Origin of the sequence: Dokdonella sp. (assembly GCF_017744955.1) — a bacterium.
Taxonomy (GTDB): Bacteria; Pseudomonadota; Gammaproteobacteria; order Xanthomonadales; family Rhodanobacteraceae; genus Dokdonella_A.
The window spans coordinates 113,782-130,456 of record NZ_JAGIAG010000002.1 but is presented as its reverse complement, the minus strand read 5'-3'; the positions used below and the strand labels follow the sequence as shown (position 1 = coordinate 130,456).

Annotated in this window: 18 protein-coding genes; 2 read left to right on the top strand and 16 right to left on the bottom strand. The window is 67.9% G+C overall.

Annotated elements, in window-relative coordinates:
* Nucleotides 1-13 precede the first annotated feature (13 nt).
* Nucleotides 14-784 (top strand): enoyl-CoA hydratase/isomerase family protein, encoded by a 771-nt coding sequence (locus J7520_RS05660; RefSeq protein WP_291185195.1) that lies wholly within the window; start codon nucleotides 14-16, stop codon nucleotides 782-784.
* Nucleotides 785-913: 129 nt separating this feature from the next.
* Here the strand turns inward: J7520_RS05660 and J7520_RS05655 are convergent, their stop codons facing one another.
* The 11 genes from J7520_RS05655 to J7520_RS05605 all read right to left on the bottom strand — a co-directional run bounded on the left by J7520_RS05655 (nucleotide 914) and on the right by J7520_RS05605 (nucleotide 11,124).
* Complete coding sequence (locus J7520_RS05655; RefSeq protein WP_291185193.1) at nucleotides 914-1,765, bottom strand: sulfurtransferase; 852 nt, start codon at nucleotides 1,763-1,765, stop codon at nucleotides 914-916.
* Nucleotides 1,762-2,382, bottom strand: a complete 621-nt coding sequence (locus J7520_RS05650; RefSeq protein WP_291185191.1) for a CoA pyrophosphatase — start codon at nucleotides 2,380-2,382, stop codon at nucleotides 1,762-1,764. Before J7520_RS05650 ends, J7520_RS05655 begins: the two co-directional genes overlap by 4 nt.
* A complete protein-coding gene (locus J7520_RS05645; RefSeq protein ID WP_291185189.1) occupies nucleotides 2,379-2,567 on the bottom strand; it encodes a DUF1289 domain-containing protein in 189 nt (62 codons plus the stop codon). The genes J7520_RS05650 and J7520_RS05645 overlap by 4 nt, the downstream gene beginning before the upstream one ends.
* A 117-nt stretch (nucleotides 2,568-2,684) precedes the next feature.
* Nucleotides 2,685-3,134 carry a hypothetical protein gene (locus J7520_RS05640; protein ID WP_291185186.1) on the bottom strand — a complete coding sequence of 150 codons (450 nt, stop codon included), beginning with the start codon at nucleotides 3,132-3,134 and terminating at the stop codon, nucleotides 2,685-2,687.
* Nucleotides 3,135-3,483: 349 nt separating this feature from the next.
* On the bottom strand, nucleotides 3,484-4,134 hold the full coding sequence (locus J7520_RS05635; protein WP_291185184.1) for an FKBP-type peptidyl-prolyl cis-trans isomerase N-terminal domain-containing protein: 651 nt from the start codon (nucleotides 4,132-4,134) through the stop codon (nucleotides 3,484-3,486).
* Nucleotides 4,135-4,321: 187 nt separating this feature from the next.
* Nucleotides 4,322-4,825 (bottom strand): metallophosphoesterase family protein, encoded by a 504-nt coding sequence (locus J7520_RS05630; protein WP_291185183.1) that lies wholly within the window; start codon nucleotides 4,823-4,825, stop codon nucleotides 4,322-4,324.
* A gap of 14 nt (nucleotides 4,826-4,839) precedes the next feature.
* Nucleotides 4,840-5,697, bottom strand: a complete 858-nt coding sequence (locus J7520_RS05625; RefSeq protein WP_291185181.1) for a DUF1684 domain-containing protein — start codon at nucleotides 5,695-5,697, stop codon at nucleotides 4,840-4,842.
* Nucleotides 5,698-5,861: 164 nt separating this feature from the next.
* The gene (gene mutL / locus J7520_RS05620; protein ID WP_291185178.1) at nucleotides 5,862-7,682 is read right to left on the bottom strand and encodes a DNA mismatch repair endonuclease MutL; all 1,821 of its coding nucleotides are present in this window, start codon (nucleotides 7,680-7,682) and stop codon (nucleotides 5,862-5,864) included.
* A 31-nt stretch (nucleotides 7,683-7,713) separates the two neighbouring features.
* On the bottom strand, nucleotides 7,714-8,964 hold the full coding sequence (locus J7520_RS05615; RefSeq protein WP_291185175.1) for an N-acetylmuramoyl-L-alanine amidase: 1,251 nt from the start codon (nucleotides 8,962-8,964) through the stop codon (nucleotides 7,714-7,716).
* 202 nt (nucleotides 8,965-9,166) lie between these two features.
* Complete coding sequence (tsaE, locus tag J7520_RS05610; RefSeq protein WP_291185172.1) at nucleotides 9,167-9,637, bottom strand: tRNA (adenosine(37)-N6)-threonylcarbamoyltransferase complex ATPase subunit type 1 TsaE; 471 nt, start codon at nucleotides 9,635-9,637, stop codon at nucleotides 9,167-9,169.
* Complete coding sequence (locus tag J7520_RS05605; RefSeq protein ID WP_291185169.1) at nucleotides 9,634-11,124, bottom strand: NAD(P)H-hydrate dehydratase; 1,491 nt, start codon at nucleotides 11,122-11,124, stop codon at nucleotides 9,634-9,636. The genes tsaE and J7520_RS05605 overlap by 4 nt, the downstream gene beginning before the upstream one ends.
* 78 nt (nucleotides 11,125-11,202) lie before the next feature.
* Between J7520_RS05605 and queG the strand changes: the two genes are divergently transcribed.
* Nucleotides 11,203-12,303 carry a tRNA epoxyqueuosine(34) reductase QueG gene (queG, locus tag J7520_RS05600; RefSeq protein ID WP_291185167.1) on the top strand — a complete coding sequence of 367 codons (1,101 nt, stop codon included), beginning with the start codon at nucleotides 11,203-11,205 and terminating at the stop codon, nucleotides 12,301-12,303.
* 89 nt (nucleotides 12,304-12,392) lie between these two features.
* On the opposite strand, the gene panD is transcribed toward queG, so the two are convergent.
* The 5 genes from panD to pcnB form a co-directional block, all read right to left on the bottom strand.
* A complete protein-coding gene (gene panD, locus J7520_RS05595) occupies nucleotides 12,393-12,773 on the bottom strand; it encodes an aspartate 1-decarboxylase (protein ID WP_291185164.1) in 381 nt (126 codons plus the stop codon).
* A 285-nt stretch (nucleotides 12,774-13,058) separates the two neighbouring features.
* On the bottom strand, nucleotides 13,059-13,904 hold the full coding sequence (panC, locus tag J7520_RS05590) for a pantoate--beta-alanine ligase (protein WP_291185162.1): 846 nt from the start codon (nucleotides 13,902-13,904) through the stop codon (nucleotides 13,059-13,061).
* 7 nt (nucleotides 13,905-13,911) lie between these two features.
* Nucleotides 13,912-14,727, bottom strand: coding sequence for a 3-methyl-2-oxobutanoate hydroxymethyltransferase (gene panB, locus J7520_RS05585; protein WP_291185160.1), 816 nt, complete (start codon nucleotides 14,725-14,727; stop codon nucleotides 13,912-13,914).
* 32 nt (nucleotides 14,728-14,759) lie between these two features.
* Nucleotides 14,760-15,275: a 2-amino-4-hydroxy-6-hydroxymethyldihydropteridine diphosphokinase gene (gene folK / locus J7520_RS05580; RefSeq protein WP_291185157.1), complete on the bottom strand. Its 516-nt coding sequence runs from the start codon at nucleotides 15,273-15,275 to the stop codon at nucleotides 14,760-14,762.
* Nucleotides 15,268-16,626: a polynucleotide adenylyltransferase PcnB gene (gene pcnB / locus J7520_RS05575; protein WP_291185154.1), complete on the bottom strand. Its 1,359-nt coding sequence runs from the start codon at nucleotides 16,624-16,626 to the stop codon at nucleotides 15,268-15,270. Before pcnB ends, folK begins: the two co-directional genes overlap by 8 nt.
* Nucleotides 16,627-16,675 lie beyond the last annotated feature (49 nt).

The window sequence follows — 16,675 nt, the reverse complement described above, 5'->3', positions numbered from 1 at the left end:
GGAACCCGACACCATGCTCGACCTGATCCGCCACGACGACATCCTCGAACTGCGCCTGGCGCGACCGCCGGTCAACGCCTTCGACCATCAGCTCAGCCGCGCGCTGCGCGAGGCGATCGAGAACGCGCCGGCGCAGGGCGCACGCGGCATCGTCCTGTCCGGGCGGCCCGGCATGTTCAGCGCCGGACTTGACGTCGCGGTCGTGCTCGAACTCGACCGCGACGGACGTCTGGCCGAACTCTGGCGCGAATACTCGGGCTTGTGCCGCGCGATCGCCGCGTCGACCGTTCCGGTCGTCGCCGCGATCGGCGGCCACGCCCCGGCCGGCGGTGCCGTGCTGGCTACTTTCTGCGACTACCGCGTGATGGCGCGCAGCGCCGATCCGGCCAAGCCGTTTCGCATCGGCCTCAACGAAACCCAGGTCGGCCTGTCCATCCCGCCCGAAGTCCAGACCGGTCTGCGCCGCCTGGTCGGCCCGTATCGCGCCGAGCGCCTGATGGTCGCCGGCGCGATGATCGATCCGGAGGAAGCATTGCGCATCGGCTTCGTCGACGAGCTGACCGCCGCGGACGAGGTCGTCGCGCGATCGCTGGCGTGGTTGCGCGCCCTGCTCGCGCTGCCGCCGAAGGCGATGGCGACGACGCGGGCGCTGGCGCGTGCCGATCTCGTCACGGCATTCGACGCTGCCTATCGCGAGGACGTCGAAGCATTCGTGAGCGGGTGGTTCAACGAAGAGTCGCGCACGACCCTGGCTGGCGTGCTGGCAAAGTTGAAGGGCAAATAGCCGTTGCACGGAAGGCGAAAGCTTGACGCGGATCAAAGCCGATCAACGCGGATTGAGGAACAAGAACTTCTTACGCCTTATCCGCGTCGATCGGCTTTGATCCGCGTCAAACGCTCTTCGTCGATCAATCTACCCTTGGGCGACTGCGCGCTCCGGGTCCGCGATCCAGCCGCTCCACGACGGCGCGAACACCCGGGAGCCCGCAAGCCCGGCCTGCTCCATCGCGAGCAGGTTGTGGCAGGCGGTCACGCCGGAGCCGCACATGTGCACGACCTCGCGCGCAGTGCGGCCGCCGAGCAGGGTTTCGAATTCGCGGCGCAACTCGGCCGCCGGTTTGAAGCGGCCGGATGTATCGAGATTCTCGGAAAAAGCGCGGTTGACGGCGTCGGGCACGTGACCGGCGACCGGGTCGATCGGCTCCACTTCGCCACGAAAACGCGGCGCTGCCCGCGCGTCGAGCAGCAGCACGCCGTGTGCCGCGCGGCGCGCTTCGAGCTCGTCGAACCAGACCACCTCGTCGCGATCGAGCACCACGCGCGTGTCGGTCGCCGTGCGCACGACGATGCCAGATTCCAGCGGATAGCCGCCGGCCTTCCATGCCGCGAAACCGCCGTCGAGGACCGCGACGCGCTCGTGACCGGCCAGGCGCAACAACCACCACAACCGCGCAGCGGCGAGTGCGCCGTTCGCGTCATCGTAGACCACGACGTCGAGATCGCGGCGCCAGCCCCAGCGCGACAACGCGGCCGAGAACGCCGCATCGTCCGGCAGCGGATGGCGACCGAGCCCGCGCTTGCCGAGATCGGAAAGATCGCGATCGAGATGCGCGTAGACCGCGCCCGGGACGTGCGCCGCGGCGTAGTCGCGCTCGCCCTTGCCGGGATCGGCCAGATCGAAGCGCGCGTCGACGATCAGCACGTCGCCGCGCGTACGCATCGTTTCGAGGTCGGCGGCGGAAACCAGCGTATGCGAGGTCGTCATGCGACGCGCTCCAGTCGATCGAGCAGATTCTTCAGGATCGCCGCGGTCGCGCCCCAGATGCGGTGCCCCTGCCACTCGATCGCGAAGATGTCGCGCTCGCGGCCGTTCCACAGCAGGGATTCGCGACGCAGGCGCCCCGGTTCGAGGACGTGCGACAGCGGTACTTCGAAAGCTTCGTCGACCTCCTGCGCGTCCAGCCGCAGCGAATAGTCGCCGTCGACGAAGCCGGCCACCGGCGTGACCTGGTAGCCGGACACGGTCGCGAGCAGATCGAGATAGCCGAACGGCTCGACCAGCGCCGGCGCGATGCCGGTTTCCTCTTCGGTCTCGCGCAGCGCGGCAGCGACGACGTCGCGGTCGCCGGCTTCGACGCCGCCGCCCGGAAAACTGATCTGGCCGGCGTGGTGGCGCAGATGCTCGGTGCGCCGCGTGAACAGCAGCGACAATCCTTCCTTGCGACGCACGAATGGCACCAGCACGGCCGCGGCGCGCACCGGCGGCGGTATCGGCAGATCGGCGAGTTCGGCCGCGTTCCACGCCGCCGCGCGCGGCGGATTTTCGAGTCCGCGCACGGCGCGACGCAGCCGCGCGAACGGATCGGGCGAGGTTTCGCTCACGTGCGCTGCGCTTCGCGCTGCGGCAGCACTTCCTCGACGATGCGTCGCCGCTCGGTGTCGCCCATCGCGATCCAGCGCGCGATCTCCTCGCCGCTGCGCAGGCAGCCTTCGCAATAGCCGTCGCTGCCGAGATGGCAGATGCCGACGCAGGGACTCAGTATGGGATAGGCGGAACTCAGGTTCATCGCAACGGCAATGCTATCCAGCGCTCGACTCGTCAATCCGTGGAGCGACACCCACGTGGGCATCCGAATCGTACGCACGCCGGCAATGATGGGGGAAATTCGAAACGACGACCGCGATCACTCGAAGCCATCGCGGAACACGGTCTCCACATCCGCGTCGCTGAGCAGAGCGAAACATCCGCACGAACCGAGTGCGGACGGCGGACTCGCGGTGACGACGACGCAATAGTCTCCGGCAGGCAACTCCGGACCGCAGCTCGGGCCTTCGCAGCCGTCGCCGGATATGTACATTGCGGCGTCGAACGGGCCGACACCGGCCAGTGCAAAATCCACGCGCGCCGGTCGGTCCAGCGAGAAGCGTGACGTCGTCGCCGGATTGGGTAAATCCACGGGGCCGCACGGAAGCTGGTGGCTGCGCGGGCACGTGCTCGCGATCACCGTGCCGTTGAGCGGCAAAGCGGTCGGCAACGGGGTGTCGCAATCACCGCTGTCCGCCATTGCCGCCGGCGCGCACAGGCCAATCAAAGCGCTGCACCCGATGGAGAGAATGGCCTTGCGCAAGTCCACCGCAAACCTCGACCTGCCTCAACACGATAGGAACCCGGCCCGCTTAGACCCCGGGCCGAACCCGATTATCCGCCTGTTTGGATTGGAGAAACAAGGTTCGGGGGCCGGAGGCGATCCAACCGTCGGCAGCGGCCGCCCGATCCAGGCGCTGCGCATTCCGGTCCGAATCGCTGCAGGACTGGAGGCTCGCAGTGCGGCTCAGAGGGCAACGTGGCCCTGCCGCCGTCCCCACAAATGCAAACGCCGCGCTGGAAGCGCAGCGTTTGCCGATTTCTTCGACGAAGGGGCGGAAATCCCGGCCTTCCCATCGCCGGCCGTCAAAAAGACCGTGCGGGAAGCCGTTCCGGCCTTACTTGACGTCGATGATCTTGACTTCCCAGATGAAGACCTGGTTGCCCGAGCCCGGATCCGGCGGCAGGAAGATCTGCCAGTGGTCGCCGACCTTCATCTTCTGGATCATTTCCGGCAACAGCTTGGTGCCGAAGATGTTCTGCATCTCCGAGACCTTCGCCTTGACCGGTTCGCCGACGAAGGAGCTGCGGATCTCGCGGCCGTTGGTCAGCGAAACACGCACGTGGAAGGTGACTTCGTTGTTCGGACCGATCGTCTTGCCGTTACCGTCCTCGATCGCGCGGTACTGCACGCCGTTCGGCTGCGAGACCACGCCCTTCTTCGACTTGTTCTCGGCCATGAACTGGTCGGCCTGACGCTTGTTGTCGCCGAGCGCCTTGTCGGCTTCGGCCTTCATCTTCGCGTCGAGCTTGGACAGGGCGTCCTTCATCGCCGCTTCCGGCACGGCCGGCGGCTTCTTGCCGAACGCGTCCTGAATCGCGCGCGTGACGGTGTTGATGTCCACTTCCATGCCGCGGTCGGCCAGACCGGAGCCGATCTGATAGCCGATCGCGTACGAGACCTTGCCCTTCTCGGACGTGGTGTCCTGCGCGAGCGCCGACCCTGTAGTAAGCAGCGCCGCAAGGGCGATTGACCAACCGAACTTCATGCCTGATGCCTCCGGGGTGAATACTGATCCAAGCCGGCCGGGCGGATGCCGAGCCGCAAAAACGCGCTAGTGTAACCGAGCCGAACCGCAAGCCAAAACAACCGTTTTCGGAGCCCGGCGGGGACGGAAAGTTCATGCCGACGGCCCGCCATGATGCAGCGGCGGGCTGAACCGCAGCCGAGCCGCGCTAGGACGGGAACCGGACCGCCTCGACCGACCAGGACTTCGCCGTCGCGCGCAGGAGCAGGCCGCTCGGGCCGCCGAACGTCCGCGCGCGGCCGGCGGCGCCCGGGTTCAGCACCCACGGGCGTTCGCCGTCGTCGACGCAGAGGCGATGGCTGTGCCCGTACACGATCGCCCGCGCCTGCGGAAACGCCGCGCGCAGTTGCGCGTGCCGCCGCGAAGGCGCGAAGCGGTCGCCGTGCGTCGCGACGAGCACGCCGCCCGGCAACTCGATCTGCGCATGCTCGGGCAACGCCTGCAACGCCGCCATCCCCTGTAGCGGCCATTTCGACGGGACGTCGTTATTGCCGCGTACCGCGATCAGGCGCGGACAAGCCGCGCGCAACCGATCCAGCACCTCGGCCGCGCCGACGTCACCGGCATGCGCGACCAGGTCGGCCGCGCGCGCGAGCGACTCGATGCGTGCGTCGAGCGCGGCGTGCGTGTCGGAGATCAACAGGACACGCACGTTCCGCTGCCGCGTCAGTGATGGCTGCCGCGATATTTCTTCTCGCCGGCCGTGATGGTCAGGTCGAGACGGTTTTCCGGCGGCGCCAGCGGACAGGTCGCGTGCGGCGTGAACGCGCACGGCGGGTTGTAGGCCTTGTTGAAGTCGATCACGACCTTGCCGTCCTTCGGCATGTCCGCGTACAGGAAGCGGCCGGCGCCGTAGGTGTCCTTGCCGCTGGTGCGGTCGGCGAAGATGAAGAACAGCTCCTTGGCGTCCTTTTCCTCCAGCACCGGCAGCAGCTCGTACTTCTTGCCGTCGCGCTCGAACACGGCCTTGCCGGGCACCGGCATCTTGTCGACGGTGCCGAGCACGGTCGGTATCTCGAGCGTGTGCGGCGGCTGGTAGGCCTCCCATTTCGCCTCGATGCGCCAACTCGGGTCGATCGCATAGTTGTCGATGCCGAGGAATTGCTTGCGCGTCTGCGCCTCGCTGTCCTTCACGCGCAGGCCCTTTTTGCCGTTGCGGTCGATCAGGTAGAAGCTGGCGGTGCCGAACGCGATCGTGGTCGGCTTCTCGTGGCTGTCGTCGAGCAGCACGGCCGACTTCTCCGGCTTGCCGTCGATCGAGGCCGCCGCCTTGGCGTCGAGTTCGATCGTCGCCTTGCCGTCCTTCAACGTGATCGTGCCGAGGCGCGACGGCCCCTTCGCCAGCACCACGTCGTTGTCCTTCGCGCTGCCGACCGTGTTCTTGCCGTCCTTCAGCCAGTGCAGGCCGATCAGGCTGAGCCAGCCATTCGGCGACTTGAGTCGTTCGACTCGCTGCGCGCGCCAGGTTTCGATCTGCTTGGTGTAGTCGGCGGGCGCCTTGCCGCCTTCGATCTTGGCTGACATCAGTTGCACTCCGGCGAAGCTGGCGGCCAACAGGAGACCAGTCTTGAGCATCGTGGATCCTTGAGGTGAGATTTGAGAAGTGCGGCCATGCGTGGCCGCGGGCAGAACGAAGCCGAATCATTAACAGACACAGCGATCCCGGACGGATCGCAAACGTTTTCCAATCACCGTCCGCGCAGAAAAAGACGATCCAGTTCGGCGATGCCGAGCTGCACCCATGTCGGCCGCCCGTGATTGCATTGGGCGGAACGCTCGGTCGCTTCCATCTCGCGCAGCAACGCGTTCATTTCGGGCACGCTGAGGCGACGATTCGCGCGCACCGAGCCGTGGCAGGCCATCGTGCCGAGCAGTTCGTTGCCGCTCTCCTCGATACGGCGCGATTGCCCGTGTGTGGCGAGATCGGCGATGACGTCGCGCACGAGCTGGGCGACGTCGGCGCCGTCGAGCAGCACTGGAATGCGCCGCACCGCGACGCTCTGCGGGCCGCTGCGTTCGACGTCGAAACCGAGCTCCGCGAAACGCGCCACGTGCTCTTCGACGACGCCCGCCTCGCGTTCGCTGACGGCCAGGCTCAGCGGCACCAGCAACAGCTGCGAACGGATGCCGGCGCCTTCCTGCGCCGCCTTGAGCTTCTCGTAGGTGATGCGCTCGTGCGCGGCATGCATGTCGACCAGGATCAAGCCGTGCGCGTTTTCCGCCAGCACGTAGATGCCGTGCAATTGCGCCAGCGCGAAGCCGAGCGGCGGCACGTCTTCCGCGTCGCGATTCGCGGCCGGCGCGGCGGTTTCGCCGACGACGGCGTCGGCTGAAATCCGCGGCAAGGCGCGCGCCTCGCCGAACAGCGCGGCATAGTCGGCCAGCGGTTCGCGCACGCCGAGACCGAGGCCGGCCTGGCGCTGCGGCGCATAACCGTACGAAGACATCGGCGCGGCGGAAGGCAGCGGCGTGGACGCGGGACCCGCCGCAGCGGAAACCGCACCGCCTGCGCGCGTTCCGCCGAGCGCATCGTCGAGAGTGCGATACAGGAAATCATGCACGAGGCGCCCCTCGCGGAAGCGCACTTCGTGCTTGGCCGGATGCACGTTGACGTCGACCAGGACCGGATCGAGCTCGAGGAACAGCACGAAGCTCGCATGCCGGCCGTGATAGAGCACGTCGGCATAGGCTTGGCGCACGGCGTGCGCGACCAGACGATCGCGCACCAGGCGACCGTTCACGTGGAAATACTGCTGGTCCGCCTGCGAACGCGAAGCGGTTGGCAAGCCGACCCAGCCGTGCAGACGCAGACCGGCCGCCTCGTGCTCGATGCGCAGGCTGTTGACCGGAAATTCCTCGCCGAGCACGTCGGTGACGCGACGCGCCTGATCGCCTTCGTCGCGCGCCGCATGCAGCAGGCGCACCGGCTTGCCGTTGTGGCTGAGGCGGAATTCGACCGCCGTGCGCGCCAGCGCGATCGACTTCACCAGCTCGTCGATGTGACCGAATTCGGTGCGCTCGGCGCGCAGGAACTTGCGTCGCGCCGGCAGGTTGTAGAACAGGTCGCGCACTTCGACGTTGGTGCCCTGCGGATGCTGCGCCGGCGCCGGCGCACGCGGCTTGCCGCCGTCGACCTCGATGCGCCACGCCGCGTCGGCGCCGCGCGCGCGCGAGGTCAGCGCGAAACGCGAGACCGAGGCGATCGACGGCAGGGCTTCGCCGCGAAAGCCGAGCGTACCGACGCGTTCGAGATCGTCGAAGCTGGCGATCTTGCTGGTCGCGTGGGCGGCGACCGCGAGCGGCAGGTCGTCGGCATCGATGCCGCCACCGTCGTCGCGAATGCGGATCAGGCGCGCTCCGCCCTGCTCGATGTCGATCTCGATGCGCCGGGCGCCGGCGTCGAGGCTGTTCTCGACCAGTTCCTTGACCACCGAAGCCGGTCGCTCGATGACCTCGCCGGCGGCGATCTGGTTGACGAGTTCGGGCGGGAGCGAGCGGATGCGCGACATGGGAGTCGCGCATCATAGCCGAACGCGGCGATCAGCCGGACGGCGGAATCTGCAGTACTTCGCCCGGGCGCACGCGCTCGTCGGCGAGGTCGTTGGCGGCGCGCAGCTGCGACGCGGTGGTGCCGTGGCGTTCGGCGATCGCGCGCAGGGTATCGCCCCGATTGACGACGTAGCGCTGCGCCTTTGCCCGCGCGTTCTCGCGCGCGCGATCCGCGTTCTGGGCGTACAGCGTGCCCGGCGGCGGCGTCGCGCGGAAATACTCGTCGACGCCGTCGAGAATCGCCGCGGCGAGCTTCTCGCGGTGCTCGGGATTCTTCAGCCGCGCTTCCTCGGTCGGATTGCTGATGAACGCGGTCTCGACCAGGATCGACGGCACGTCCGGCGAGCGCAGCACGACGAAGTTCGCCTTCTCGACGTAGTTGCGATGGGTCGGACCGAGCTTGCGCAGCGCACCGTGCACCTGCTCGGCGACCGCGACGCTGGCGCCCATCGTCGCGCCCTGCGAGAGGTCGAGCAGCACCTTGGCCAGCATGTCGTCCTTGTCGTCGAGCGAGATGCCGCCGACGAGGTCGGCGCGGTTCTCGCGATCGGCCAGCCAGCGCGCCGCTTCGCTGGTCGCGCCGCGCGGCGACAACACCCACACCGACGAGCCGCGCGCGTCGCTGCTGGTGAACGCGTCGGCGTGAATCGAGATGAACAGGTCCGCCTTCGCCTCGCGCGCCTTGCGGTAGCGCCGCTCGAGCGGAATGAAGTAGTCGGCGTCGCGGATCAGCACGCCGCTCATGCCCGGCATGCGATCGACCAGCTTTTTCAGCTGGCGCGCGACGGCGAGCGTGATTTCCTTCTCGTGGGTGCCGCTGGCGCCGGTTGCGCCGGGATCGTCGCCGCCGTGGCCGGCGTCGATCGCGACGACGACGTTGCGCGCCTTGCCCGGCGCCGCTTCGACCACGGTCTTGACCGGCACCTGCTTGGCGGCGGCCGGATACAGATCGAGCACGAGGCGATAGCCGAACTTGTCGGCCGGCGGCAGCAGAAAACTCTTCGGCCGCACACCGTCGGCGAGATCGAACACGATGCGCGAATCGGTCTTGCCCTGCTTGCCGGCGCGCAGGCTCTTCAGCAGGCCCTTCACCGCCGGCGCGCTGAATCCGGGACCGAGGTCGCTGCCGCGGATGTCGAGCACGATGCGGTCCGGCTTGTTCAGCTCGAACAGCTTGTAGTCGACCGGTCCGGAAACGTCGAACACCGCGCGCGTGTATTCGGGGCCCGCCCAGATACGCAAGCTCTTGATTTCAGACGCATAAGCCGAGCCGATTCCGAGCAGCAGCGCAAGGCCGGAGAGCAGCGAAGCTTGGATGCGAAGTCCCCACATGGCGCGTATTCAAATCGAAAGCGCCTGGAAAAAGCAAGCTTTTTCCTTGAAAATCCGAAACGTGCGAAGCTTTCGTGAATTCCCATTCAGGAATTGAACCCAAGCGACCGATTCACAATGCGACCGGGACTGCCCACTCGGCCAGCCACTGCTCCCCCCGTGCACTGAGCGGCTCGGCCTCCAGCGACCGCCGCTGGCCCGAATGCGCCAATCGCAGCAACAGATCGGGCGGCGGCATCGCCCCCGCGCCCCGCTCGGGCCATTCGATCAGCACCAGGGTCGAGCCACCCCAGAGCTCGGCGAGACCGAGCCATTCGAGCTCGCCCGGATCGGCGAGCCGGTACAAGTCCAGATGGTGGACGTCGCGGTCGCCGACGCGATAGGACTCGATCAGGCTGTAGGTCGGACTTTTCACGCGCTCGCCGACGCCGAGCGCCTGCAGCAGCGCCCGCGCGAACGTCGTCTTGCCCGCGCCGAGGTCGCCGCGCAGATGCACGATGCCGCCCTCGCGCAGGACCGGCGCGAGGCGCCGTGCGGCCGCGACCAATTGCGCTTCGTCGATGTCGGGTAGCAGAAGGCTCATGCGTCGAACCGGTTGGCCAACCGCCGCAGCGGTTCGAACAAATCGCTCGCCAGCAAGCCGCGCGGTGCCTGCGCAGCGGCGAGGTCGCCGGCACGCGCGTGCAGCGCGACGCCCAGACGCGCAGCGTCCCAGGCGGACAATCGCTGCGCGAGCAAGGCCGCGATCACGCCGCTCAGCACGTCGCCCATACCGCCCGAGGCCATGCCGGAATTGCCCCACGGACAGACCGCGACGCGTCCTCGCGGATCGGCGATCAGACTGCCGGCGCCTTTGAGCACGACGACCGCCGCGTAGCGTTGCGCCAGTGCGCGCGCGGCGGCGTAGCGATCGCGCTGGATGGTCGCGGTATCGCAGCCGAGCAACCGTGCGGCCTCGCCCGGATGAGGCGTCAGCACGACTTCGACCGGCAGCGCGCGTGGCGTCTCCGCGAGCAGGTTCAGCGCATCGGCGTCGAGCAGCAGCGGCTTGCCACAGGCGAGCGCGGCGCCGAACAATGCCCTGCCCCAGGCGGCCTGCCCCAGCCCCGGCCCGACCGCAACGATGCTCGCGCGCTCGAGCAGTAGCCGCAGACCCGCTTCATCGTCGATTCCGTGCGCCATCAGCTCCGGCCGTGCCGCATTCATCGCGAGCACCTGCGCCGGCCGCGTCGCGACGCTGACCAGGCCGGCGCCGGTGCGCAGCGCCGCTTCGCCGGCAAGCCGAATCGCGCCGCCCATGCCTTCGTCGCCGCCGATCGCGAGCACGTGCCCGTAGTGGGACTTGTTGACGTTGCCGGCACGCGGCGCGAGCACGCGCGCGATCGAGGAATCGAGCAACTCGGCATCCGCGTCGATGCCGTCGAACGCGGCAGCGGGAACGTCGAGCGAGGCCAGCTCGCGCTCGCCGCAGACGTCGGCGGCATCCGCCGTGAACGCGCCGCGTTTCCAGGCGACGAAGCTGATCGTCGCGTCGGCGCGCACGCATGGTCCAAGCCGTATGCCGCGATCGGCGTCGAGGCCGGACGGCAAGTCGAGAGCGAGCACGGGCCGGCGCGAGGCGTCGAGCCTGGCGACCAGCGCGGCCGCCGCGCCGTCGATCGGCCGGCCGAGTCCGACGCCGAACAGGCCGTCGACGCAGACCTCGGCCGCGCCGAAGTCAGTGTCGTCGCCGGCGAGACGAACGCGCCCGCCGGCCTCAACGAAGGCGGCACGCGCCTGCTCGGCGGTGCCGACGGAACGGTCGGACAAAGCGATCGTATCGACCGTCCATCCGTCGCGCAGCGCCAGCCGGCCGAGAAGGAATGCGTCGCCGCCGTTGTTACCGTTGCCGGCGAGCAAGACGACACGCCGCGCCTGCGGCCAGCGCCGCCGCAACGACGCGTAGGCAGCCGCGGCCGCGCGCTGCATCAGTTCGACGGCGGGGATACTGAGACGCTCGATCGCCGCGCGATCGAGCGCGCGCACCTGTGCGGCGGTGTAGAGCGAAGTGGCGCGGACGGCGTGGCTCATCGCCGGATTCTAAAGTCTCCGGAGCGGCCTCGCGCGTCGCCGCGCTATGCTCGCGGACGAGCGCTCACCCGACTTTGCATGAACACGATCGACTACACCCGCCTGCGCGCCGACATCGGCCGCTGGGGCGCCGAACTGGGTTTTCAGCGCATCGGCGTCTCGGGTATCGACCTCGACGCCGACGAGGCGCATCTGCTGAGCTGGCTCGACGCCGGTTTCCACGGCGAGATGGACTACATGGCGCGCCACGGCGAGAAGCGCAGCCGACCCGCCGCGCTGCAGCCGGGCACGCTGCGTGTGCTGTCCGCGCGCATGGACTACGCACCGCCGGACATCGGCGAAGCCTGGAATGTACTCGCCGACGGCGAGCGCGCCTACGTCTCACGCTATGCGCTCGGCCGCGACTACCACAAGATCCTGCGCGCGCGTCTGCAGAAGCTCGCCGATCGCATCGCCGAGAGGACCGGGCCGTTCGGCCATCGCGTCTTCACCGATTCGGCTCCGGTGCTGGAAAAGGCGCTCGCGCGCGACGCCGGCCTCGGCTGGATCGGCAAGCACACCTTGCTGCTCAGCCGTGATGCCGGCTCCTGGTTCTTCCTCGGCGAAATCTACACCGACCTGCCGCTGCCCATCGACGCGCCGCCGTCGGCGCATTGCGGCACCTGCACGCGCTGCATCGACGTCTGCCCGACGCAGGCGATCGTCGCCCCGTACCGGCTGGATGCGCGCCGCTGCATTTCGTATCTGACGATCGAGCTGCGCGGCGCGATACCGGAAGAACTGCGTCCGCTGATCGGCAATCGCATCTTCGGCTGCGACGACTGCCAACTGGTCTGCCCGTGGAACAAGTTCGCGCAACCGACGCCGGAGGCCGACTTCGCGCCACGGCACGGCCTCGACGGAGCTGGGCTTGCCGAGCTGTTCGCGTGGAGCGAATCGGATTTCCTGGAGCGCACGTCCGGCATGGCGATCCGCCGCACCGGCTACGAGGGCTGGTTGCGCAACATCGCGGTCGCGCTCGGCAATGCCCCTGGCACGCCGGGTGTGCTGGCCGCCCTGCGCAGCCGCGCCGACGACGCGTCGATGCTCGTGCGCGAGCACGTCGCCTGGGCGCTGCAACGACAGTCGCAGCGCCCTACAGAAAGACTCAACGATTCAGACACGGATCGACGCGGATGAGCGCCGATCGAGAAAAGCTCGAGTGAGCTGAGGCATTTGGACTATGGCCGATCCGCGTTCATTCGCGTCGATCCGTGTCCAAAGATTTTCTATGCGGCCTGCTTCGGAATCGAGCGATTCGTATGCGTCAACTTGTTGCTGCGGTCGACGTAGACCAGCTGCGGCTTGTGCTGCGCCACCTCGGCCTCGCTGTAACCGCCGTAGGCCGCGATGATGATGATATCGCCCGGCTGCGCACGATGCGCGGCGGCGCCGTTGATCGAGATGATGCCCGAGCCCTCGTCCGCGCGGATCGCGTAGGTCGAGAAGCGCTCGCCATTGTTGACGTTGTAAATGTGGATCTGCTCGTACTCGAGGATGCCGGAAACGTCGAGCAGATCGCCGTCGATCGCGCAGGAACCCTCGTAGTGCAGCTCGGCGTGCGTCACGGTCGCGCGGTGGATCTTCGCCTTGAGCATGTTGAGGTGCATGGAGTCTCCGACTTGTTGCGTCCGCGCAACAGATGCGGACCCGGTCAGTATATCAAAGCATGTGCTTATGCAGCACGACTCGTATCGCCAAAAATACAATTAAAATTAAATCAATAACTTACTGAAAGTAAGCGGTAAAAAAAACCCTCGCGCGTCGCCGCAGCGAGGGTCCTAATTTGGAGTGACGACTACCTAAATGCGCCCTGCTGCCTTCGGAGCACAACGACTAGCGTTGCAAAAACCCCTCGGGCAGTTGGGAGAATACCACAACGCGAAGGAAAAACGCTACAGGTCGATCAAAAGATTGTCGATCAGCCGGGTCTGTCCCATTCGCGCGGCAATCAGGGCCACCAGTTGGCGATCATCGGGACTTGGCTCGGCGAGGTCCGCCGCCCGCCGGATGACGGCATAGTCCGGCTGCAGCCCGGCCTCGGTCAGGCGCCGACTCGCTTCCGCTTCGACCTCCTGTCGCGGCCGGGCCCCACGCATGTGCTCGTCCATGGCCCGCAGCGCGACGTTGATGGCGCTGGCGCGCGCGCGCTGATCGGCATCGAGATATTGGTTGCGCGAACTCATCGCCAGCCCGTTCTCTTCGCGCACGATCGGCGCGGCCACTATTTCGATCGGATAACCGAGATCGCGCGCGAGGCGTCGGATCACCAGCAGTTGCTGATAGTCCTTCTGGCCGAACACCGCCACGTGCGGCCGCGCGAGATTGAATAGCTTCGCGACCACCGTCGCGACGCCATCGAAATGCCCCGGTCGAATCGCCCCTTCGAGCACGCCGGTCAGTTCCGGCACGCTCACGCGCACACTGCGATCGGCGCCGTATGGATACAGGTCCTCGACGCCCGGCAGGAACAACAGGTCGCAGCCGCTCGCGGCGAGACCGGCCGCGTCGGCGTCCGGCGTGCGCGGATAGCGCGCGAAATCCTCGTGCGGACCGAACTGGGTCGGGTTGACGAACACGCTGGCGATCACAACGTCCGCGCGTTCACGCGCCAGCGTGATCAGCGAATGATGCCCCGCATGCAGATTGCCCATCGTCGGCACCAGGGCGATGCGCTTGCCGGCGCGTTGCCAGACGTCGACGACGGCGTACAGCTCGTTGTTGCGGCGGACGATTTCCATGCGCGGCTCAGTAGCTGTGTTCGGACGTCGGGAATGCGCCGCGGCGCACGTCGTCGGCGTAGGCCGAGATCGCCTCGAGCACCGAGCCGCGTCCTTGCAGGAAATCCTTGACGAAGCGTGGACGCTTGCCGGACGTGATGCCGAGCATGTCGTGCAGCACCAGCACCTGTCCGTCGCAGTCGACACCGGCGCCGATGCCGATGGTCGGAATGCGCAGTTCGCGAGTGATCTCGGCGGCGAGAGCCGCCGGCACGCATTCCAGCACGAGCAGATCGGCGCCGGCCTCCTGCACCGCCCTCGCCTCCGCCTTCAGCCGCGCCGCTTCGGCATCGCCGCGGCCCTGCACGCGGTATCCGCCGAACGAGTGCACCGATTGCGGCGTCAGGCCGAGGTGCGCGCACACCGGCACCTCGTGCCGCTTCAAAGCGTCGATGACCTCGCACACCCAGCCGGCGCCTTCCAGCTTGACCATCGCCGCGCCGCCTTCGCCGAGCAGGCGCGCCGAATTCGTCAGCGCGACGTCGACGTTGCGATAGCTCATGAACGGCAGGTCGGCGACGAGCAATGCGCGTCGCAGGCCGCGCGCGACCAGGCGCGTGTGATAGACCATGTCGTCGACGCTGACCGGCAAGGTGCTCGAATGACCCTGCACGACCATGCCGAGCGAGTCGCCGACCAGCACGACGTCGACGCCGGCTTCGTCGACGCGCTGCGCGAAGCTGGCGTCATAACAGGTGATCGTGACGATCTTCTCGCCGCGCCGCTTGCGCTCGCGCAGGTCGGGCACGGTGACCGGCGTACCGGTCGCGGCGTTGGCTTGCATCGGAGGTCGGCGCTCGAAGATGGGAGCGCGCATTATTCCGTGCGCGCTCGTGCCTGCTCAAGCAGGGCGCAGCCGCGCGCATCCACGCCGGCCGACAGCTCGCGCACACGGCCGACGCCGGGAATGACCAGTTCGGGAGCGATCTCGGCCAGCGGCAGCAGGACGAAGGCGCGTTCGGCGATGTGCGGATGCGGCAGCGCCAATCCCGGTTCGGCGATCCGCGCCTCCCCGTGCACGAGCAGGTCGAGATCCAGCGTGCGCGGTCCCCAGCGCGAGCCGTCGCGATGCCGGCCCTGCTCGATCTCCAGCGCGAGCAAGGCATCGAGCAGCTCGCGCGGCGACAGCGCGGTCGACAATTGCGCGGCCGCGTTGATGAAATCGGGCTGCCCGCCGCGGCCCCACGGCGCCGTGCGATACAGACGCGAATGACGCACGAGGCGGGTCCGCTCGATCGTGCCGAGCGCATTCAGCGCGTGCCGGACGCGTTGCTCCGGTCCGTCGAGATTGCTGCCGAGCCCGACGTAGGCGGTCGTCTCCGGCTCACTCACTACTGCTCGCCTGAGACGACGACGCCTTGCGCCGGCGGCGACGCTTGCGCTTCTTCGGCGGCGCGGCCTCGTCGTTCGCCGGCGCGGGCACCGCGTTCAGACGCGTGGCCAGTTCGGCCTGGTCGATCTCCTGCGCCTCGGTCCACCACTGCGCCAGCTCGGCCAATTCCGCGGACTCGTGCGCGCGCAGCAGCAGGAAGTCGTACGCCGCGCGGAAGCGCGGGTGCTCGAGCAGGCGGAACACGCGCTTCTTCGTACGCGAGGCGAAACGAGGCTGCAGCGACCAGATTTCCTCGACCGCGAGCGTGAAGCGGCGCGGAATCGCGACGCGCTGCGCCTGTTCGCGCAGCACGCGCGCGGTGGCGCTGGGCCAGGCGATCGACGCGTCGCTGCCGCTGTCGATCAGCGCCTGCGCCGTCGCGCGCGCCGGCTCCCACAACATCGCGGCGAACAGGAACGCCGGCGTCACCGGCTTGTCTTCACGTACGCGCGCATCGGTATTGGCCAGCGTCTGCTCGAGCAGATGGCGGAAGGCGCCCGAACCGCCGCCGGAAAGCGCGCGCGCGGTCGCCGGGAACACGTGCTGCAGCAGGCCGTAGCGTTCCAACGCGCGGAAGCTGGCGAGGCCGTAGCCGCTGAGGAACAGCTTCAGTGCCTCGTCGAAAAGGCGTGCCGGCGGCGCTTCCGCCAGCAGCGGGCCCAGCGTCGCGAACGGCGCGGCGGTGTCCGCCGCGATCTCGAAATCGAGCTTGGCCGCGAGCCGCGCCGCGCGCAGCATGCGCACCGGGTCCTCGCGGTAGCGCTGCTCCGGATCGCCGATCAGACGCAACGTGCGGCGCTCCAGATCGTCCATGCCGCCGACCGCGTCGCGCACGCTGAAATCGGCGATGTCGTAGTACAGCGCATTGATGGTGAAGTCGCGCCGGACCGCATCCTCCTCGATGCTGCCGTAGACGTTGTCGCGCACGAGGCGACCGTCGACGAGATGACGGTCGCCGCTGCCGTCGTCGCTGCTGCCGCGGAAGGTCGCGACCTCGACGATCTCGCGGCCGAACACGACGTGGGCGAGCCGGAAACGCCGGCCGATCAGACGGCAGTTGCGGAACTGCGCGCGGACCTGCTCCGGCGTGGCGTCGGTGGCGACGTCGAAGTCCTTCGGGTGGCCGCCGAGCAGGAGGTCGCGCACCGCGCCCCCGACCAGACAGGCACGAAAACCGGCCTCGCGCAGGCGATACAGCACGCGCAATGCACCGGGCGAAATGTCCCTGCGGGAAATGGAATGCTCCGCGCGCGGGATGATGCGGAACGCCCCGTCGACCGGCGCGTTCCGTACGATAGACTCCGAATTCATTCCCTGCAGGTGCTCCGGTGTTTGCCGCGTGTTACCGATTCGTTATACT